This is a genomic window from Mesorhizobium sp. M7A.F.Ca.US.006.04.2.1 (assembly GCF_004022915.1).
GTDB lineage: Bacteria > Pseudomonadota > Alphaproteobacteria > Rhizobiales > Rhizobiaceae > Mesorhizobium > Mesorhizobium ciceri.
The window spans coordinates 1-14,092 of sequence record NZ_RZQA01000055.1 but is presented as its reverse complement, the minus strand read 5'-3'; the positions used below and the strand labels follow the sequence as shown (position 1 = coordinate 14,092).

The window sequence follows — 14,092 nt, the reverse complement described above, 5'->3', positions numbered from 1 at the left end:
GGTTGCCCTTTTCGGCCGACACTTCGAGAGCGACCCATTTTCCGAAGGTTTTCGAACCGCGGCGAATGTCGACCGCGACATCGAGAATGCTGCCCCGGATGACGCGCAGCAGCTTGTCCTGGGCGCGCGGCGCAAGCTGATAGTGAAGCCCTCGCAAGACGCCCGCCGCGGCGGAATAGGAATGATTGTCCTGCACGAAAGCCAAGTCTATGCCGGCCTGCGAAAAGCGCTCGGCATTGTAGGTTTCGACGAAGAAGCCGCGCGCGTCGCCATGTCGCTTCGGAACGATTTCCAGAACGCCATCGATGCCAAGGGGCCTGACTTCCAGCACCTAGGCCTCCGACAGGTCGACGACACGCCGGCGCAGATAGGCGGCATATTCGTTCTTGCCCAGGTGATCGGCGCGACGCAGAACCTGGTCCACAGTCAGCCAACCCTGTTCAAAGGCGATCTCTTCGGGACAGGCGACCTTGATGCCCTGGCGGTGCTCGATGGTGCGCACGAAGGACGAGGCCTCATGCAGGCTGTCATGGGTGCCGGTGTCGAGCCAGGCATAGCCGCGCCCCAACCGATGCACATGCAACTGGCCGCGCTCGAGGTAGACGTTGTTGACCGCCGTGATCTCGAGCTCACCGCGCGCCGAGGGACGGATGGCAGGGGCGATGTCGACGACATCGTTGTCATAGAAGTAGAGACCGGTGACCGCCCAGTTGGATTTCGGCACCTGCGGCTTTTCCTCGATCGTCAGCGCCGTTCCCGTGGCCTTGTCGAAGGAAACCACGCCATAACGCTGGGGATCCTCGACATGATAGGCGAACACCGAAGCGCCCTTTTCGCGCGAGGCAGCGTCGCGGCAAAGCTGCGACAGCCCATCGCCGAAATAGATGTTGTCGCCGAGGATCATCGACACGTTGTCCTTGCCGATAAAATTGCGGCCGATGATGAACGCTTCCGCCAGCCCGTTGGGCTGCGGCTGCTCGGCATAGGACAGGTCGAGCCCGAACTCCGATCCATCGCCAAGCAGATCGCGAAAAACCGGCAGGTCACGCGGCGTCGAAATGATCAGAATCTCTCGGATACCCGCGAGCATCAGAACGCTCAGCGGATAATAGATCATCGGCTTGTCGTATATCGGCAGAATTTGCTTAGAGACTGCTAATGTTAGTGGATAAAGACGCGTTCCACTGCCTCCAGCAAGGATAATTCCTTTCAAGAAGCTCTCCTTGACATGCCTGAACCCCCCGGCCCTAGCCGCCCGTGCTTAGGTTCCATGCACTGGCTTGTCAATCTCGGCGTTCGTCAAATGACTGGGTCACGATCCGGCGCCAATCCATGGCCAATTCAGGCGACGCATTGCTATCGTCTTGCCAAAGCCGGCCTGACGGGAACAAGCAGATTGTCATCATGGGCGGCGGTCGACTCGCCTCTCTGGCTCAGCCGCTCAGCAAGTCCCTTGTGAAAGATAACGCCATTCATATAGGCGAAGGTCATCGCCAGTGCCGCCGTTCGCAAGGGATAATCGACCAGAGAATGAACGAGCAGAAACGATACTGAGAGAAACGCCATTTTCTGCAGCGGATCTCGCCGTGCCGTAACGGAAAACGCAAAAAGCAATATCGCGTAAGCTGCGACCAGAAAGACAACAGGAGCGCCACCTTCAAGTGCCAATTCTAGATAATCATTGTGGGCGTGATTGACGTAGGGCTTGAAGATCATCTCTCCCTTTTCGTAAATCTGATAGACCTTCGGAAAACTCCCAAAGCCGACGCCCGTCGCCCAGTTCTCTTCAATTCCCGCGATCGTCGTGCGGGCAAATTCGGCCCGTCCAAAGGCCGGGTCAACCACTTCCGCATCGATCTTCGTCCACGCCCCGATCGTGTAGAGCGAAAGCCCGATGAAGACAGCGGGTATTCCATACCCGCCCAGCCTCGAGCGCGCGGACAGAAAGAGGACTGATACCATGGTGATCGCCAGCCCTATCAGAATACCGGCGCGCGAACCGGCGGCCAGAAGCAACAGCAGCAGCGTTATCAAGCCGAGCGACCCGGACAGAAGGTGCCCGCGAAACAGGCCGTAGTAGACAACGAAGGGAATGGAGACGAAGAGCAGAGCCGAAAAATGGTTCTGGTTGGCAAACAGTCCCGCATTGATCGTGAACGGCAACAAACCCTGTATGGCAACCGTATCGGAGAGCGAATACTGGATCGCCGCAGCCAGTCCGTTACAGATGACACCCATGAAAAAGAAGGGCAGAAGGCCGTAGACCTGATCTGGGCGCAAGCGGGTGACGCTCAGAAAGAATGCAGCCATCGCCACGAAATACAACAGACACTCGATCGTACGTCCCACGCCGACACTGACGAAACGCAGCCCGGTTTCACCGCTCAGCCACGGATTTGCAAGTAGAACCTCAGGCCGCAATCCGCTCAACAGGGCGGCGGGCAGCGGCACGATTTGAAAACAGAACACGGCAAGGCCCAGAGCAAGCAACCACAGGGCCGAGCGAGGGATGCCGCGTTCCGACGGCCTTGAAAAGACGGCCGCGGCCGAGACGATCGCCGCCACCTCGATCAGCGCTTCGGTGTAGAGACCGCTCGCGGTGCCGCCGCCAATCAGCACCGACAGGAAGAGAACCGACCCAAGCAGATATTTTTCCCATTCCGTGGACCGGGTTGACCGCTCTCTCAAGATGAAACTCTTTCGATGCTCAATTTGTGCATGACCAACGTGCCAACGTACCGAAATCGCCAACTCTCAGCGATGGCAGCTGTTTCCAGCCGCAACAATTGCATGGGACACGCGCTTGGTCCGATCGCGAAATCCAGGCTCAACTCCCGCCGATTGAACGTGCCTTCCGGAATGTCGAACCGAGCTATTTCGCCCGCCGGATCCGCGCATCTGATGGACCAGAACAGCTGCTTGGGCAGCTTCAGGTTTCTCGCGGAGGCGATCAGGGAAATCCTGTAGGAGCCGGGAGGCAGTTCGACATATTGCTGGAGCGCGGCGTTCTTCACCGGCGTATTCAGGAATCGGACAGTCGCTCCGCTATCGCCTTCGCCGACATCGCGCGCCCCGGCAAAGGTAATTTCCAGACCGGAGCGGTCGCGAACCTGCCAGTCGAATGGCTTGCCGCTGAGGATCTGTTCAAAGCCGCCGTTGAAAATGTATCCGGCCAGTGTCCGCTCCTGATCGGACAGACTGAACAGGAACAGCCGGTAAGCCGCCTCGTATTCCTTCTGCCTGATATATCCGTTGATTACGGCAGACAGTTCCTTCGACGTCGGTTGTGAACTCGATCCGGCAAGGTCCAGCAACAGTTGATTTGCGACGCGCAGGCCCCGCGGATCCTTACCAAGGGCGGTGAAAAGACTGGATCTCCACGGCGCCTCGATCCTCAAGGCTGCCAGGACAGCCTGGTATCCGTCCGGGTTTGAAAGAATAGCCGGCAAGCCCGCCGCAATGACTGGAAATCTGTCGGGCCACCGGCGCAGCAACGTGTCGATCTCGGCAACGGCCTTTGACAGATCGCCCACCTCGATCGAGCGATCGATCGATCTCTGAAGCGAATGGATTTCAGTCTTGGACAGCTTTCGAGCCTGGTCGAAGAGTTCGAAAGCCTCATCTTTTTCGCCTTGTCGATACTCAATCTCGCCTATCAGGCTGTAGAGCCGGGCATCCGCGACATTGAAACGAAGCGCGCCCTTCGCCTTTGTTGCCAAGACATCGAGATCAGCACCGTCGCCTGTTTCGCTCAACCGACCGGCAATTTCGCCTATCAAGGCATCTACGTTGAACGGATCGAGCGCAAGCGAGACGGCCGGCGTTTCCGACTCAAGAAGCCGACTTAGCCCTACCGACGAAACCGCCAACACCAGAACGGAGGCGACGAACCAAACGCCTGAACGCCGGAGATTTCGCGTGAGCGGGCTGGCCTGCTCCGTCATCGACTTTGCCCTCAATTTTCGGGGTACTCGCGCCATAGTCGTAGTACTGATAGTTCATGTATTTATAGGCGTAATTGTAATCGAACTTGTTGACTGTAAATTTCGACATCGCCGCTCCGATCACATTCGCACCGGCTGAGCGCAGACGCTTGAGTGCCGTTTTGGCTGACTTGCGTGTGACCTGATTGGTCGAAACGACCATCAATGTGCCTTCGGCAAGCCGGCTGAGGATTGGTGCGTCGGAAAGACCGACGACCGGCGGGGCGTCAATGATGACCAGATCGAAGCGTTTGCCTAGATTGGTCAAGATCAACGCCATCTTCGGCGACGAGAGCAGGTCGGCCGGATTCGGCGGAATCGTTCCGGACGTCAGCACGGTGACATTGGGGTATTTCGTCGGTCTGAAAATGCCTGGCAGATCGTCCTTGCGAACGGTATTTGTCAGCAGGTTGCTCAACCCGATCGCATTGTCGAGGCCGAACAGCCGGTGCAGGTTGGGTTTGCGGAGATCGCCGTCAACAAGCAGAACCCTTGCGCCGAGTGCCGCGAAATCCTGGCCAAGCTTGAACGACGTGGTCGACTTGCCTTCCGACGGTTCCGAACTGGTCACCAGCAGCGATCGCGGCGCGCCCTCCACACCGGAGAACTGCAGCGATGTTCGCAGCGAACGATAGGCCTCGGAGAGCCCGGATTTTTGATCGGCGATGCTGGCTATGAGTTCGCGATCACCAACAAGCGGCAGGATGCCGAGCATCGTCAGTCCCAGCTCTTTCTCGATCTGCTCCGGGTTGGTGAAAGTGTTGTTCAGCAACTCGATGATGTAGATGATCGATGCAGCCAGGGCCATGAAAAGCGCGAGAGCGACTGCAAGATTGATGCTCAGACGTGGAGAATAGGGGGCTGTGGGCAGCGAAGCGAAATCGACTATCGCAGCGCTTTGCGTCTTGAGTTCCGAGCTAACACCGACTTCATTCAGCTTGGCGATAAGGCTGTCATACTGCGACCGGTTGGAGTCGACTTCGCGCTTCAGGATCGTGTATTTGATATTCTTGTCGTTGAAGACAACCTGCTGCCTCTCCATCTCCGCGAGCTTGGACTTGAGGTCGGTTTCCTTGTTCTGCGCTTCCTGATATTTCAGCCGCAACGAATCGGTTATCGCCAGCACGCCGTTGTTGTAGAGTCGCTGCAGTTCCTTGATCTGCGATTGCAATTGCTGCATTTCCGGAAAACCGGGTTTCAGGATGCCCAATTTCTGCTGATACTGGCTGGTCAGATCCGCCAGTTTATCGCTAAGCTTCTGCAGACCTTCGCTTTCCAGAACCGGACCGAGGCTCGACCCGCGGCCCTTTTCTATCTGATCGACCACCCGTCCCGCATCAAGACGCTCCTGGATTGCCGTGGCCAGGGCGGTGTTCAGGGCTTCGATGTTCGAGCCGATCAGCGATTTGTCGTCGCCGGTAACAGTGATGCCGGCATCTTTTGCATAGGTGACCAGTTCCTTTTCGGAGGTCTGCAGCTTTTGCTTCACCTGCAAAACCTGCTCCTGGATGAACTGCCGTGCCAGATCGGAGGTCTCGCTGGTCTGATCGAGACGTTGATCGATAAAACTCTGCGCGACCTGATTGGCAACGTCGCTTGCATATTTCGGCTTTTGATCGACGAAGGTGATCGATAACAGGCTTGTATTGGTGACCAGATTGACCGTTAGATCTTCCTGGATGCGCTTGATGGCAATTGCCTCGCGCTCTTCGGGCGTTTTCTCCTCAATGGAAGGTGATTTGGACATCCCGAACGCACGGTAAACAATATTGCTCGGGGAGAAGCTCGGCGTCGGAAACAGAAAGTCCGGCCTTTCGCCAAGCCCAAGCTGGAACACCACGCGCTGAGCCAATGCCCGGCTCTTCAGCTTCTCCCGCGCGGTCAGGAAGGCCCGGACGTCGCTGTTTTCGGAAACAACCTCAATGTCCTGAAACACTTTCGCCGAAGGCACCAGAACTTCGAGCTGTGTCGTCGCCTGGTATTTTGGTGTCTGCATCATCGTCACGATAACGCCGGCAACGAGCCCGGCGGCCGCCATCATGACGATCAGCCAGCGATACTGGACGATGTATAAAAGCAGCTTGAGCGGGTTGAACCCCTCATCCTGGCCCGCATAGTCGCGACCATAGGGACCGTAGTTTTGCGGCACGTCGTAATAGGAGTCCGCGGACAGGGCCTGACCATGTCCGGGTCCGGCAAGTTGGGGCTGCCTGTTGCGATCGAGCATGCGCGAGGTGATCCTGGGGTTGTCCGTGTCTACGGAATGACCGCAATGCGGGCAGCGCTGGAGGCGAGGCCCAGCGCATCCTTCAAATTGTTCATCGCGATTTTCGACTTCGAAGCAAAAACGACGACCACGTCGCCGCCATAGATGCGCGGGTTGCGGTTCTTGCCGGCGCGGATTTCCTCGACATTGTAATTTGCGACCAGCTTGTTTTGGCCGACATTGCGATAGACGAAGACCTTGCCGGCATCACCGACCGGATTGAACCCTCCGGCAAGGGCGATCGCGTCGAGCAAGGAAGCGCTGCTGGACACCGGATAAATGCCGGCCTTGTTGACCTCACCATCGACCGTGATGCGCTGGCCAATCGACTCCTTGACGAAAATCGTCACGTCAGGCGACTGCAAGTACTTTTCACCGTAGGCAGTCTCGATTTCCTTCTCGAGCTGACGAACGGTCTTGCCGGCTGCAGTCATGGTTCCAATCAGCGGAAGCGAAATCTGCCCGCCTGCGTCGACCTGAACTGTTCTGTTCAAATTATCGACCTGAAACACACTGACCTCGAGCACATCGTTGGCGGACAGCGGCTGCTCGCTGCCATTCTGGGTATTCTGCGGCGGCGGAAGATCCTTGACCACCTGCAGCGTACCACCGCCAGAGAGCGCCGATGAAGACGCCGTCGGCTGCAGCGCATCGACAGAACTGGTGGTGGACGTCGATGTCGACGACGTGCTTGCGCAAGCAGATATCGCTAGCGATGCGAGTAAGGCGGGCACGGTGCCCGCACGACTTCTTGCAAGATCGAAAATGCCCATCAAAGAGCCCCGCTCTTGAACAACCGGCCCAATCCGCCAAACCGCCCCGCACTGCTGCCGCCCGACTTTCTCGCGCTTTGCTTTCCGATGGGCACGAGCGGCCGATCCTGCAATATCGCGTCCGGGCGTTTCACTGCCATGTTGTAAGCCTCATCTTCCCCACACCGGTTCGCGATGGCGACAACCGCCTGCGAAAGCCCTGGCCGCCGGCGGCTGGCGCCGTGCGTATCGGAGGCGACAATATCCACCCTGCCCTCATCCAGCAGCTTCTCCGAGTAGTACAGCGCCGTACGTCCAAAGACCCCCGTCACAGAATCAGCCGTGAGCTGAATAAGGCAGCCTAGCGTATTCAACCTCTCGATGACGTCGTAATTCGCCTTGATCCAGGTCAACCGTTCTGGATGAGTGAGGATCGGCACGAAGCCGGCGCCTATGAGACGGGCGGCGAAGTCTTCGAGCCGCGGAGGCAGAATGTGATGTGGCGGCTCGAACAGGAAATAGCGGGATCCGTTCAGAGTGGGCACCGTACCTAGCCTCAATCGATCGGGAAGATCAGGCGCGAGATGAACATCAGCGCCAATGTATAAGGTAAGCGGTATGGCAGCGCGATGAAGCTCCAGTTCCAACGCCTGAACAGCCTCGGCAATGTTTGGCGTGGCGTTCTCATAAACCCCAGGCATCACATGCGGCGTACATGCCATATGCGTTGTACCGTCGGCGACTGCCAGCCGTGCCATCTCCAGCGACATGGCCAAGTCAGGAGAACCGTCATCGAGACCGGGCAGGATATGTGAATGCAGGTCGATCATTGGCGTTTCTGGTTGAGAGGAGGCAAAGCTTCGCCTCGACAAAATAGAAATGCGTCACCCGCATGAAGGCGAATGACGCATTTGACAAATTTACACAAAACAACGGGTGTCGTATCCCGCCTACCGGCTGACCGCGTCGTCGTCATCCTGCAGGCCGATAATAAGGGCGGCGGCACCACCGACGGCGGCGCCGCCCAAGAGAACCGGCAGCATGCCAGGTTCTGAGCTGGCGGGTACGATCGTCGCAGTTGGTGTCTCAAGCGAAACGCACATGCCGCCTTCGATAGGGTCGACCTTGACGGTGGCATTGGCTGGAATATCGAGCGCGCAATTGGCTCCGATAGCCAGCGAAGCAGACGCCTGCGCCCCGGTCATGATGCGAGCGCCCGCATACACCGGCGCCTCGGCATCCACCCCTGCATAGCCGCCGGCCTGGGACATCTGGACATCACCCCGGACCTGCGTAAGCCGACCTATCGCGTCTGCGGACGCCGGCACGGACGCAAGACAGGAACAGGTTTGCTGAGCTACAGCCTCGGGCGCGGCCAACAGGACACCCCCTGCGACGAATGCAACAAAAGCAAAAGCAGCCCCGAACCGATGGTAACTCATCATTTTTACCCCACCAAAACCTGCAACTCGCCCTGTTGGTACGAATCACACCCACCCCACCCCAAGCAATAAAGCAAATGGTTAACGAATCCAGTAAACTAGCCGGGCCGCCGACCGATCCAGCACTTTCACTACAGCGGCCAACACCGCTTAATCTTCGTCAGCGGCTGACGCCGTTGTCGTCGTCCTGCGTCGCCGCGAGCACGCCAGACGTCAGAAGCGCGCCCGTGAAAATCGCCTCCGGCGGACCGAACCCGGCGCCGCCACCGGAGGGCTGAATAGCAGCAGTCTGCTCAGAGCCGACAAGCTTGAGGCAGATGTTGTTGCCAAGGCGGGAAACGTCGAGGCTCGAATTGGCCGAAACCTCCAGACTGCAGCCGCCGACCAGAACGGAGGCCGCGCCCTTGGCGCCAACCACCACACGGCTACCAAAATCGAGCGCGCTTCCGACCTTGGCAGCGCCATAGCCCGTTGTTTGCGACACCATCACATCACCGATGGCGGAATGAATGGATCCGATCGGGCTTGCCGAACCTTGATAGGGTGTCGCGCAGCTGCACGAAGCATCCTGGGCAAACGATGAAGCTGAACCAAACCCGATTGACACGACAAATACGGCAAGCGCAGTTTTAACCACAAGGTTCATCAGTCTTCGATCCCCTCTTGCTGCACCGCTTCCGGCGCACCCAGTCCAAGGCAGTTCATTAGCGCGTACCAGTTTTTGGCCACAATTCCAACCTGTTTCGCGCGCGCGAGGCGATTTAAGCTGATGCGTGTCTGTCCGAGCACAGTACTTTAGTGAGAAGGCATGAGCAATTTAGCTGGCCAGCGCACGTTTATTATTAACAGACAGAAATTGAGGTTTCCTTTCCGTCGCCATTGTTCCTAAGGACAGGCCGATCAGAGTCGCGGAGAAATTAGGCACGCTAAATGCGCAAGAAGCCCCACAGCCTGTACTAGCCAAGCGTCAGACGGCATTCGTGTTCGATACTCACTGAGGCAGTGTTACCATTCGGCGGAACCTCTGCCTCTTCAGGATCTTCCCCAAGAAGCTCGGAAGGCGCATATGCATCCTTCTGTTTGCCGTTGCGGACGGACGCGATCTCTATGCCACTCTTGCCCTGACGGATCGTCAAAACGAACGGATTGAGCACTATGCGTCGAGTTCCGGGAAAGAGCGGTACGCATCGCATCGCTGCGGCGGCCCCGAAAATCCCGCTCAGCAAGGTTTGTACGTTGCGCCGGCCTGAACCGGCTGGCCGCAGAGAATTCCGCCCTGCGTAAGTATGGTGGCCAAATCTTCCCCCTCAGCCGTCAGGCACTGCACAACAAGGGTATCGCCAACCCTGGAAGCGATCTTGCCGTCGCAAGGTGTTCCGGCACCTACAGGTTTGCAGGCCAGGACGAGCCCCTGATAGTCTCGGCGCGCCGCTTCCGTCACCAGGAGGCGCATAGCCTGAGGCCTGGAAAACGCCGCCCCGCACAGCAGGATCTTGCGACCGCCGACGCGCAGATCATCGACCGATGGAATGGCGAGCTTGCCGTCAAACGGCTCGAGCGCGGCTACCGGCTTCGCGGGGGACGGGCCGCCCCTCTGCATGACGATTATGCCCAGAAAGCCAACACCAAACAAAACAGCCACGACGGCAAGCAACGCTATGCTCCTGACTGACAAAACCATCCTCCATCCGACCCGGTGCGGCCGGTCCGCTCATTTCGTCGCAAGGGCGCTCAGTCTTTCTATCTGCTGCATGTACTTCTCGATGACGATCGTTTCCGAAAACTGCCGCTCGACCTTGTTTCTGCTCCGGGCCCCCATCCTGTCCCTGGACGAGCCGTCCAGCCGCGCAAACTCGACCATCTTGTTCGCAAGGTCATCAGGGTCCCTCACCTTGCACAGGAAGCCATTGACGGCGTGGTCCACCACTTCCCTGCATCCTGGCACGTCGGTTGCGATCAGCGGCTTGCCCATCGCAGCCGCCTCAAGCAGCGAGCGCGGCGTTCCCTCCCTGTAGGAGGGCAACACGACACAATCGGCGGCACGCATGAAAGGCCGCACATCGTCGGTGGAACCGAGATATTCGACCAATCCCTCGGCAACCCATTTTTCCACGTGCTCGCGGCTGACCGCAGTCCGGTTTTCGACATCAAGAAAGCCGAGCAGTTGGAAACGCACTCCGGGCACCTCACGGCAAACCCGACGGGCCGCCGTGATGAACTCGCCGACACCCTTGTCCCAGAGAAGCCGGGCCACGAGAAGAAAGACGATGGCGCCAGACCCGGTGCGCGCTTCGGACGACGGGGCAAAACGCACGAGGTCGATGCCGGAGCCAGGCAAGAGCGCGGTTCGATCCTTGCGAACCAGGCGTTCATCGACGAACAGCATCCGGTCATCGTCGTTCTGGAAGAAAACCATTTTGGAACGGGCCAACGCCACCCGGTACAAGACCTTGGCAATCCTGAGCAGCAGACCACCGCGGACGAACGCCGTCCCCAATCCCGAAATGTTGTTGATGACGGGAATGCCGTTCAGATTGGCCGCGATGGAGCCGAACACGTTGGGCTTGATCGTGAAGCCGACAAACGCCAGCGGTCTCTCGCGCCGCAAGAGACGCCAGTAGCGCCACAGAAGGACCAGATCCCGCAACGGTGACGTGCCGGAATTGTCCATGTCGAGTTCGACATAGCGGCAGCCCATGGCCGCAATCAGCGAAGAATACGCGTCTCTCGGCGCGACGACGACCACCTCATAGCCACGGCTCCGCAGCGCCTCGATCAATCCCTTGCGGAAATTGACGACATTCCAGGATGTGTTTATCGAGACGATTATCTTGTCGCGAGCAACGGGCGTCATCTCTGCCCACCCGGATATGACGACGGCGCTCTCAACAGCATATCCGCAAACCGATCCGGCGATCTTTCCGACAAGGTCTTTCCGTACAAGGCCGACCGATCGCCGCCTTGGATGACCTTCAGCAGTGCTTCCGCAACTTCCGACGCGCCAAAGCCGGCTGAAATCTCCAGGCCCGACAGCATGTCCAGATCTCCCGCACAGGGGGTGGTGACGATGCCAGGAATCCGGCAAGCCATCATTTCCAGAAGGACGTTGGGAAATCCCTCCGTCGCCGACGTGAGCATGCCGACACGCGCTGCGCGAAACAGTGGAAACGGGTTGTCTCTCTGGCCGAGCAGATTTAGTCGCGAGGCCAGCTCAAGCTCGCCAGCGCGGGCTCTCAACTCCGCTTCCATGGGTCCAGAGCCAACCATGGTCAGCTCATAATCCTCGCCGGTCCTTCGTCTGACCTCGGCCAGCACATCAACCGCGATCGTCGGACGCTTCACATCAATCAGCCGACCGCACCAGACTATCTGCGGACGGCGGGAAAGTATCTCGGCGTCGTGCCCGGGCAATGCCTCCATGGACATTTTGACGATGAGATCTTCATCGACCGGGTTGGGCAAAGTACGCAGCTTGGCGATTGCTCGGCGGGGCAATACGTCACGCAGGCGTTCATTCATATAGCTCGTTTGCGCGACTATCATGTCCTGGCTGCCATAGGCAGCGTAGAGCGCCTTGTAAGCGAGCGCGCGAAGACCCTTGAAGCGGTCCAGAAGCACCGTGGACTCGCGGGCGACCAGCCTATGGCTGCGGAGAAGTCCCACGCTTCGCGCGGCAGCCAGAAACGAGTTTACCCGTGCGTGGCTCGAGAACACCAAATCGTACCGATGCCGGATCAGCCGCGGAGCGAGCAAAAACTCGCTCATGGCCTTACCGCCGCCAAAGCCGTAGCTGCACCGAATTCCCTTCTGGTGTGATCCAGCGGCCTCGCCCGCCGCCTGGCCACCCAAGAAGCCGATTTCGACGTCCCAGTCGGGTCGTCTCGCGAGTGCGCGCGCAACAAGTTTCAAGATGGTTTCGGCACCGCCTCTTCTGTCGAGCGGAATGGCGATCAGCGCGAGCTTCCTTTTCATGAGCCGCGGGAACTCACTGTTTTCGCCGAAAGACATAGGCGTAGGTTTCAGCGGCATCCTTGCGGAGAAGCAGGGCCGAAACGCCTAACCAGATGCGCCAGGCAAGAAAGGCCGGCACGAAAAAATAGAAGTAGGAGCTTTTCCAGAACAGACGGCGCTCGACAAGTTCCAGGTCGTTCCGTTTTGCGATTGTCTCGACGTCACTGGGCAAGCACTTGTCGTAGAAGGCCGGAAACCCGTCATGACCCATGCCCTTTTCAGGATAGATCGCAAAAAGCAGCCGTCGTTTCATCCCCTCCGGCAGGACCCGATTCAATCTGGCAAAAACGGCGTTGCGCGAGGGCGAGAAAATGGCAACCACGCCTCCCGGCTTCACGCAACTGGCAATGCCGCGCAAGGCACCCTCGCCATCACGGACGTGTTCGAGCGTTGCCTGGCAAATGACGACGTCAGCATCGCCCCTCCCCCTAAACGAGGTAAGGTCCGCTTCAATCTCCTCGTCGTATATTCCGCGCGGCGCTTTCGACAACTCTTCCGCGTCGAGGTCGAGCCCAACGACAAAAAGCCTCAGGCGCCGCTTCTCCGAAAGACTGACGAACGGCCTGGCACCCCCGCCAAGGTCGTAAACCCGTGCATTTGAGGTAAGTAAGGGAGGTGCTATCTCCGTCGCAAAGGTCCGGTTGCCGTCGATGCGAAGGCGTCGCGGCAGAGCTCTGTCCAGGAACTCGGAAACAGCCACATTCGCACGAACAAACTTTCGCAATATCGATACTGCTTCACCACCGGTTTCGTTTGGCGATCTGCGCCCACTCGGATTGGACATCCGCGCTATATCCTGTGGAAGACGTAGAGCCGCGTATGATGCGAAAATGGCCCGAGCAACCGGTCCGCGGCAGCACGCAAACCTCTCAGGATTCCATTCTTGCTGTCGTACCAGGCCTGCATCGGCTTGGAGAAAAATGTCTCGTCCTTCAGCCCCTTGAAGCCTCCCCTTGGCTGGGATCCCAGAAGCTTGAAGCCGTGCTGTTCGAAACTGGAAACAATCGAAGACGGCCCAAGAACGAACTGGTAAAATCCGGCCTGTTCACCTGAAAACCTGGGATAGAGACCCATTCTGATCTTCAACTGTCGGAGAGGAGAAATGCTCGGCACTGTCACGAAGGCAACTCCTCCTGATCGGATGATGCGCCTCATCTCCAATGCGATCTCATCGTAACCGTCGAAGAAGTGCTCGATCACCCCCAGGGACCACACCCCATCGAAGAATCCGTCCGCGAAGCCCGTTGCTCGAACATCCCCCACGGTCACTTGCAAATGGGGCGCGGCACGGTTCACCATCCCCACGGTCTTCTGCGCGAAGTCGATCCCGTAGGCGGAAAAGCCTGCCTGGTGGAGGCCATGGACCGTATTGGCCAAGCCACATCCAGCGTCCAGGACCTTGGCCGATCCGGTCAGATATCGCTTGGTGGTTTCAACGACAAAGCGATCCGGCCTCAAGACAATCCCGTCGGCCCAGTGAGAATCCCAATAGTCGTCATCAGCCACCGTGCCGACATGGACGATGCGCCTGTTTTTCTCGTCGTAAAATGCTTTCTTCTCATTCATTTCTGGCATCCGGCCCGACCATCAAAACCGTGCGCTGTTTCGCACCAGGCCCTTGGACTGCAATCACATTCC

The 14,092-nt window shown here is 58.3% G+C and carries 14 protein-coding genes; all 14 read right to left on the bottom strand.

The window, feature by feature from the left end; translation table 11 throughout:
• A partial coding sequence (locus tag EN925_RS05245; protein WP_164894140.1) for a dTDP-4-dehydrorhamnose 3,5-epimerase family protein occupies positions 1–331 on the bottom strand: 331 nt, incomplete at its 3' end.
• Positions 332–1,213 (bottom strand): glucose-1-phosphate thymidylyltransferase RfbA, encoded by an 882-nt coding sequence (rfbA, locus tag EN925_RS05240; protein WP_013532727.1) that lies wholly within the window; start codon positions 1,211–1,213, stop codon positions 332–334.
• Between the two features lie 143 nt (positions 1,214–1,356).
• Positions 1,357–2,688, bottom strand: a complete 1,332-nt coding sequence (locus tag EN925_RS05235; protein WP_127388307.1) for an O-antigen ligase family protein — start codon at positions 2,686–2,688, stop codon at positions 1,357–1,359.
• Entirely contained in the window at positions 2,685–3,944 is a 1,260-nt protein-coding gene (locus EN925_RS05230; RefSeq protein WP_127384805.1) for a hypothetical protein, read from the bottom strand. The genes EN925_RS05235 and EN925_RS05230 overlap by 4 nt, the downstream gene beginning before the upstream one ends.
• On the bottom strand, positions 3,832–6,210 hold the full coding sequence (locus EN925_RS05225) for a polysaccharide biosynthesis tyrosine autokinase (RefSeq protein ID WP_127369994.1): 2,379 nt from the start codon (positions 6,208–6,210) through the stop codon (positions 3,832–3,834). Before EN925_RS05225 ends, EN925_RS05230 begins: the two co-directional genes overlap by 113 nt.
• Positions 6,211–6,239: 29 nt before the next feature.
• Positions 6,240–7,022, bottom strand: a complete 783-nt coding sequence (locus tag EN925_RS05220) for a polysaccharide biosynthesis/export family protein (protein ID WP_024503662.1) — start codon at positions 7,020–7,022, stop codon at positions 6,240–6,242.
• On the bottom strand, positions 7,022–7,831 hold the full coding sequence (locus EN925_RS05215) for a CpsB/CapC family capsule biosynthesis tyrosine phosphatase (protein ID WP_127369838.1): 810 nt from the start codon (positions 7,829–7,831) through the stop codon (positions 7,022–7,024). The genes EN925_RS05220 and EN925_RS05215 overlap by 1 nt, the downstream gene beginning before the upstream one ends.
• 120 nt (positions 7,832–7,951) lie before the next feature.
• Positions 7,952–8,272, bottom strand: coding sequence for a hypothetical protein (locus tag EN925_RS05210; protein ID WP_127369837.1), 321 nt, complete (start codon positions 8,270–8,272; stop codon positions 7,952–7,954).
• 331 nt (positions 8,273–8,603) lie between these two features.
• Positions 8,604–9,089 (bottom strand): hypothetical protein, encoded by a 486-nt coding sequence (locus tag EN925_RS05205; RefSeq protein WP_127365509.1) that lies wholly within the window; start codon positions 9,087–9,089, stop codon positions 8,604–8,606.
• A 573-nt stretch (positions 9,090–9,662) separates the two neighbouring features.
• Entirely contained in the window at positions 9,663–10,097 is a 435-nt protein-coding gene (locus EN925_RS05200) for a hypothetical protein (RefSeq protein WP_127365510.1), read from the bottom strand.
• A gap of 57 nt (positions 10,098–10,154) precedes the next feature.
• Positions 10,155–11,297, bottom strand: coding sequence for a glycosyltransferase family 4 protein (locus EN925_RS05195; RefSeq protein ID WP_127384807.1), 1,143 nt, complete (start codon positions 11,295–11,297; stop codon positions 10,155–10,157).
• The gene (locus EN925_RS05190; RefSeq protein WP_164753572.1) at positions 11,294–12,451 is read right to left on the bottom strand and encodes a glycosyltransferase; all 1,158 of its coding nucleotides are present in this window, start codon (positions 12,449–12,451) and stop codon (positions 11,294–11,296) included. Before EN925_RS05190 ends, EN925_RS05195 begins: the two co-directional genes overlap by 4 nt.
• Complete coding sequence (locus EN925_RS05185; protein WP_081714306.1) at positions 12,429–13,238, bottom strand: methyltransferase domain-containing protein; 810 nt, start codon at positions 13,236–13,238, stop codon at positions 12,429–12,431. The genes EN925_RS05190 and EN925_RS05185 overlap by 23 nt, the downstream gene beginning before the upstream one ends.
• 5 nt (positions 13,239–13,243) lie before the next feature.
• Positions 13,244–14,020, bottom strand: coding sequence for a class I SAM-dependent methyltransferase (locus tag EN925_RS05180; protein WP_164753574.1), 777 nt, complete (start codon positions 14,018–14,020; stop codon positions 13,244–13,246).
• Positions 14,021–14,092 lie beyond the last annotated feature (72 nt).

What these genes read in the sequence shown, in the direction of transcription:
- EN925_RS05230 (WP_127384805.1), bottom strand. Translation starts at nt 3,944, where the DNA reads ATGACGGAGCAGGCCAGCCCGCTCACGCGAAATCTCCGGCGTTCAGGC.
- EN925_RS05225 (WP_127369994.1), bottom strand. Translation starts at nt 6,210, where the DNA reads ATGCTCGATCGCAACAGGCAGCCCCAACTTGCCGGACCCGGACATGGT.
- EN925_RS05220 (WP_024503662.1), bottom strand. Translation starts at nt 7,022, where the DNA reads ATGGGCATTTTCGATCTTGCAAGAAGTCGTGCGGGCACCGTGCCCGCC.
- EN925_RS05215 (WP_127369838.1), bottom strand. Translation starts at nt 7,831, where the DNA reads ATGATCGACCTGCATTCACATATCCTGCCCGGTCTCGATGACGGTTCT.
- EN925_RS05210 (WP_127369837.1), bottom strand. Translation starts at nt 8,272, where the DNA reads ATGTCCCAGGCCGGCGGCTATGCAGGGGTGGATGCCGAGGCGCCGGTG.
- EN925_RS05205 (WP_127365509.1), bottom strand. Translation starts at nt 9,089, where the DNA reads ATGAACCTTGTGGTTAAAACTGCGCTTGCCGTATTTGTCGTGTCAATC.
- EN925_RS05195 (WP_127384807.1), bottom strand. Translation starts at nt 11,297, where the DNA reads ATGACGCCCGTTGCTCGCGACAAGATAATCGTCTCGATAAACACATCC.
- EN925_RS05190 (WP_164753572.1), bottom strand. Translation starts at nt 12,451, where the DNA reads ATGTCTTTCGGCGAAAACAGTGAGTTCCCGCGGCTCATGAAAAGGAAG.
- EN925_RS05185 (WP_081714306.1), bottom strand. Translation starts at nt 13,238, where the DNA reads ATGTCCAATCCGAGTGGGCGCAGATCGCCAAACGAAACCGGTGGTGAA.
- EN925_RS05180 (WP_164753574.1), bottom strand. Translation starts at nt 14,020, where the DNA reads ATGAATGAGAAGAAAGCATTTTACGACGAGAAAAACAGGCGCATCGTC.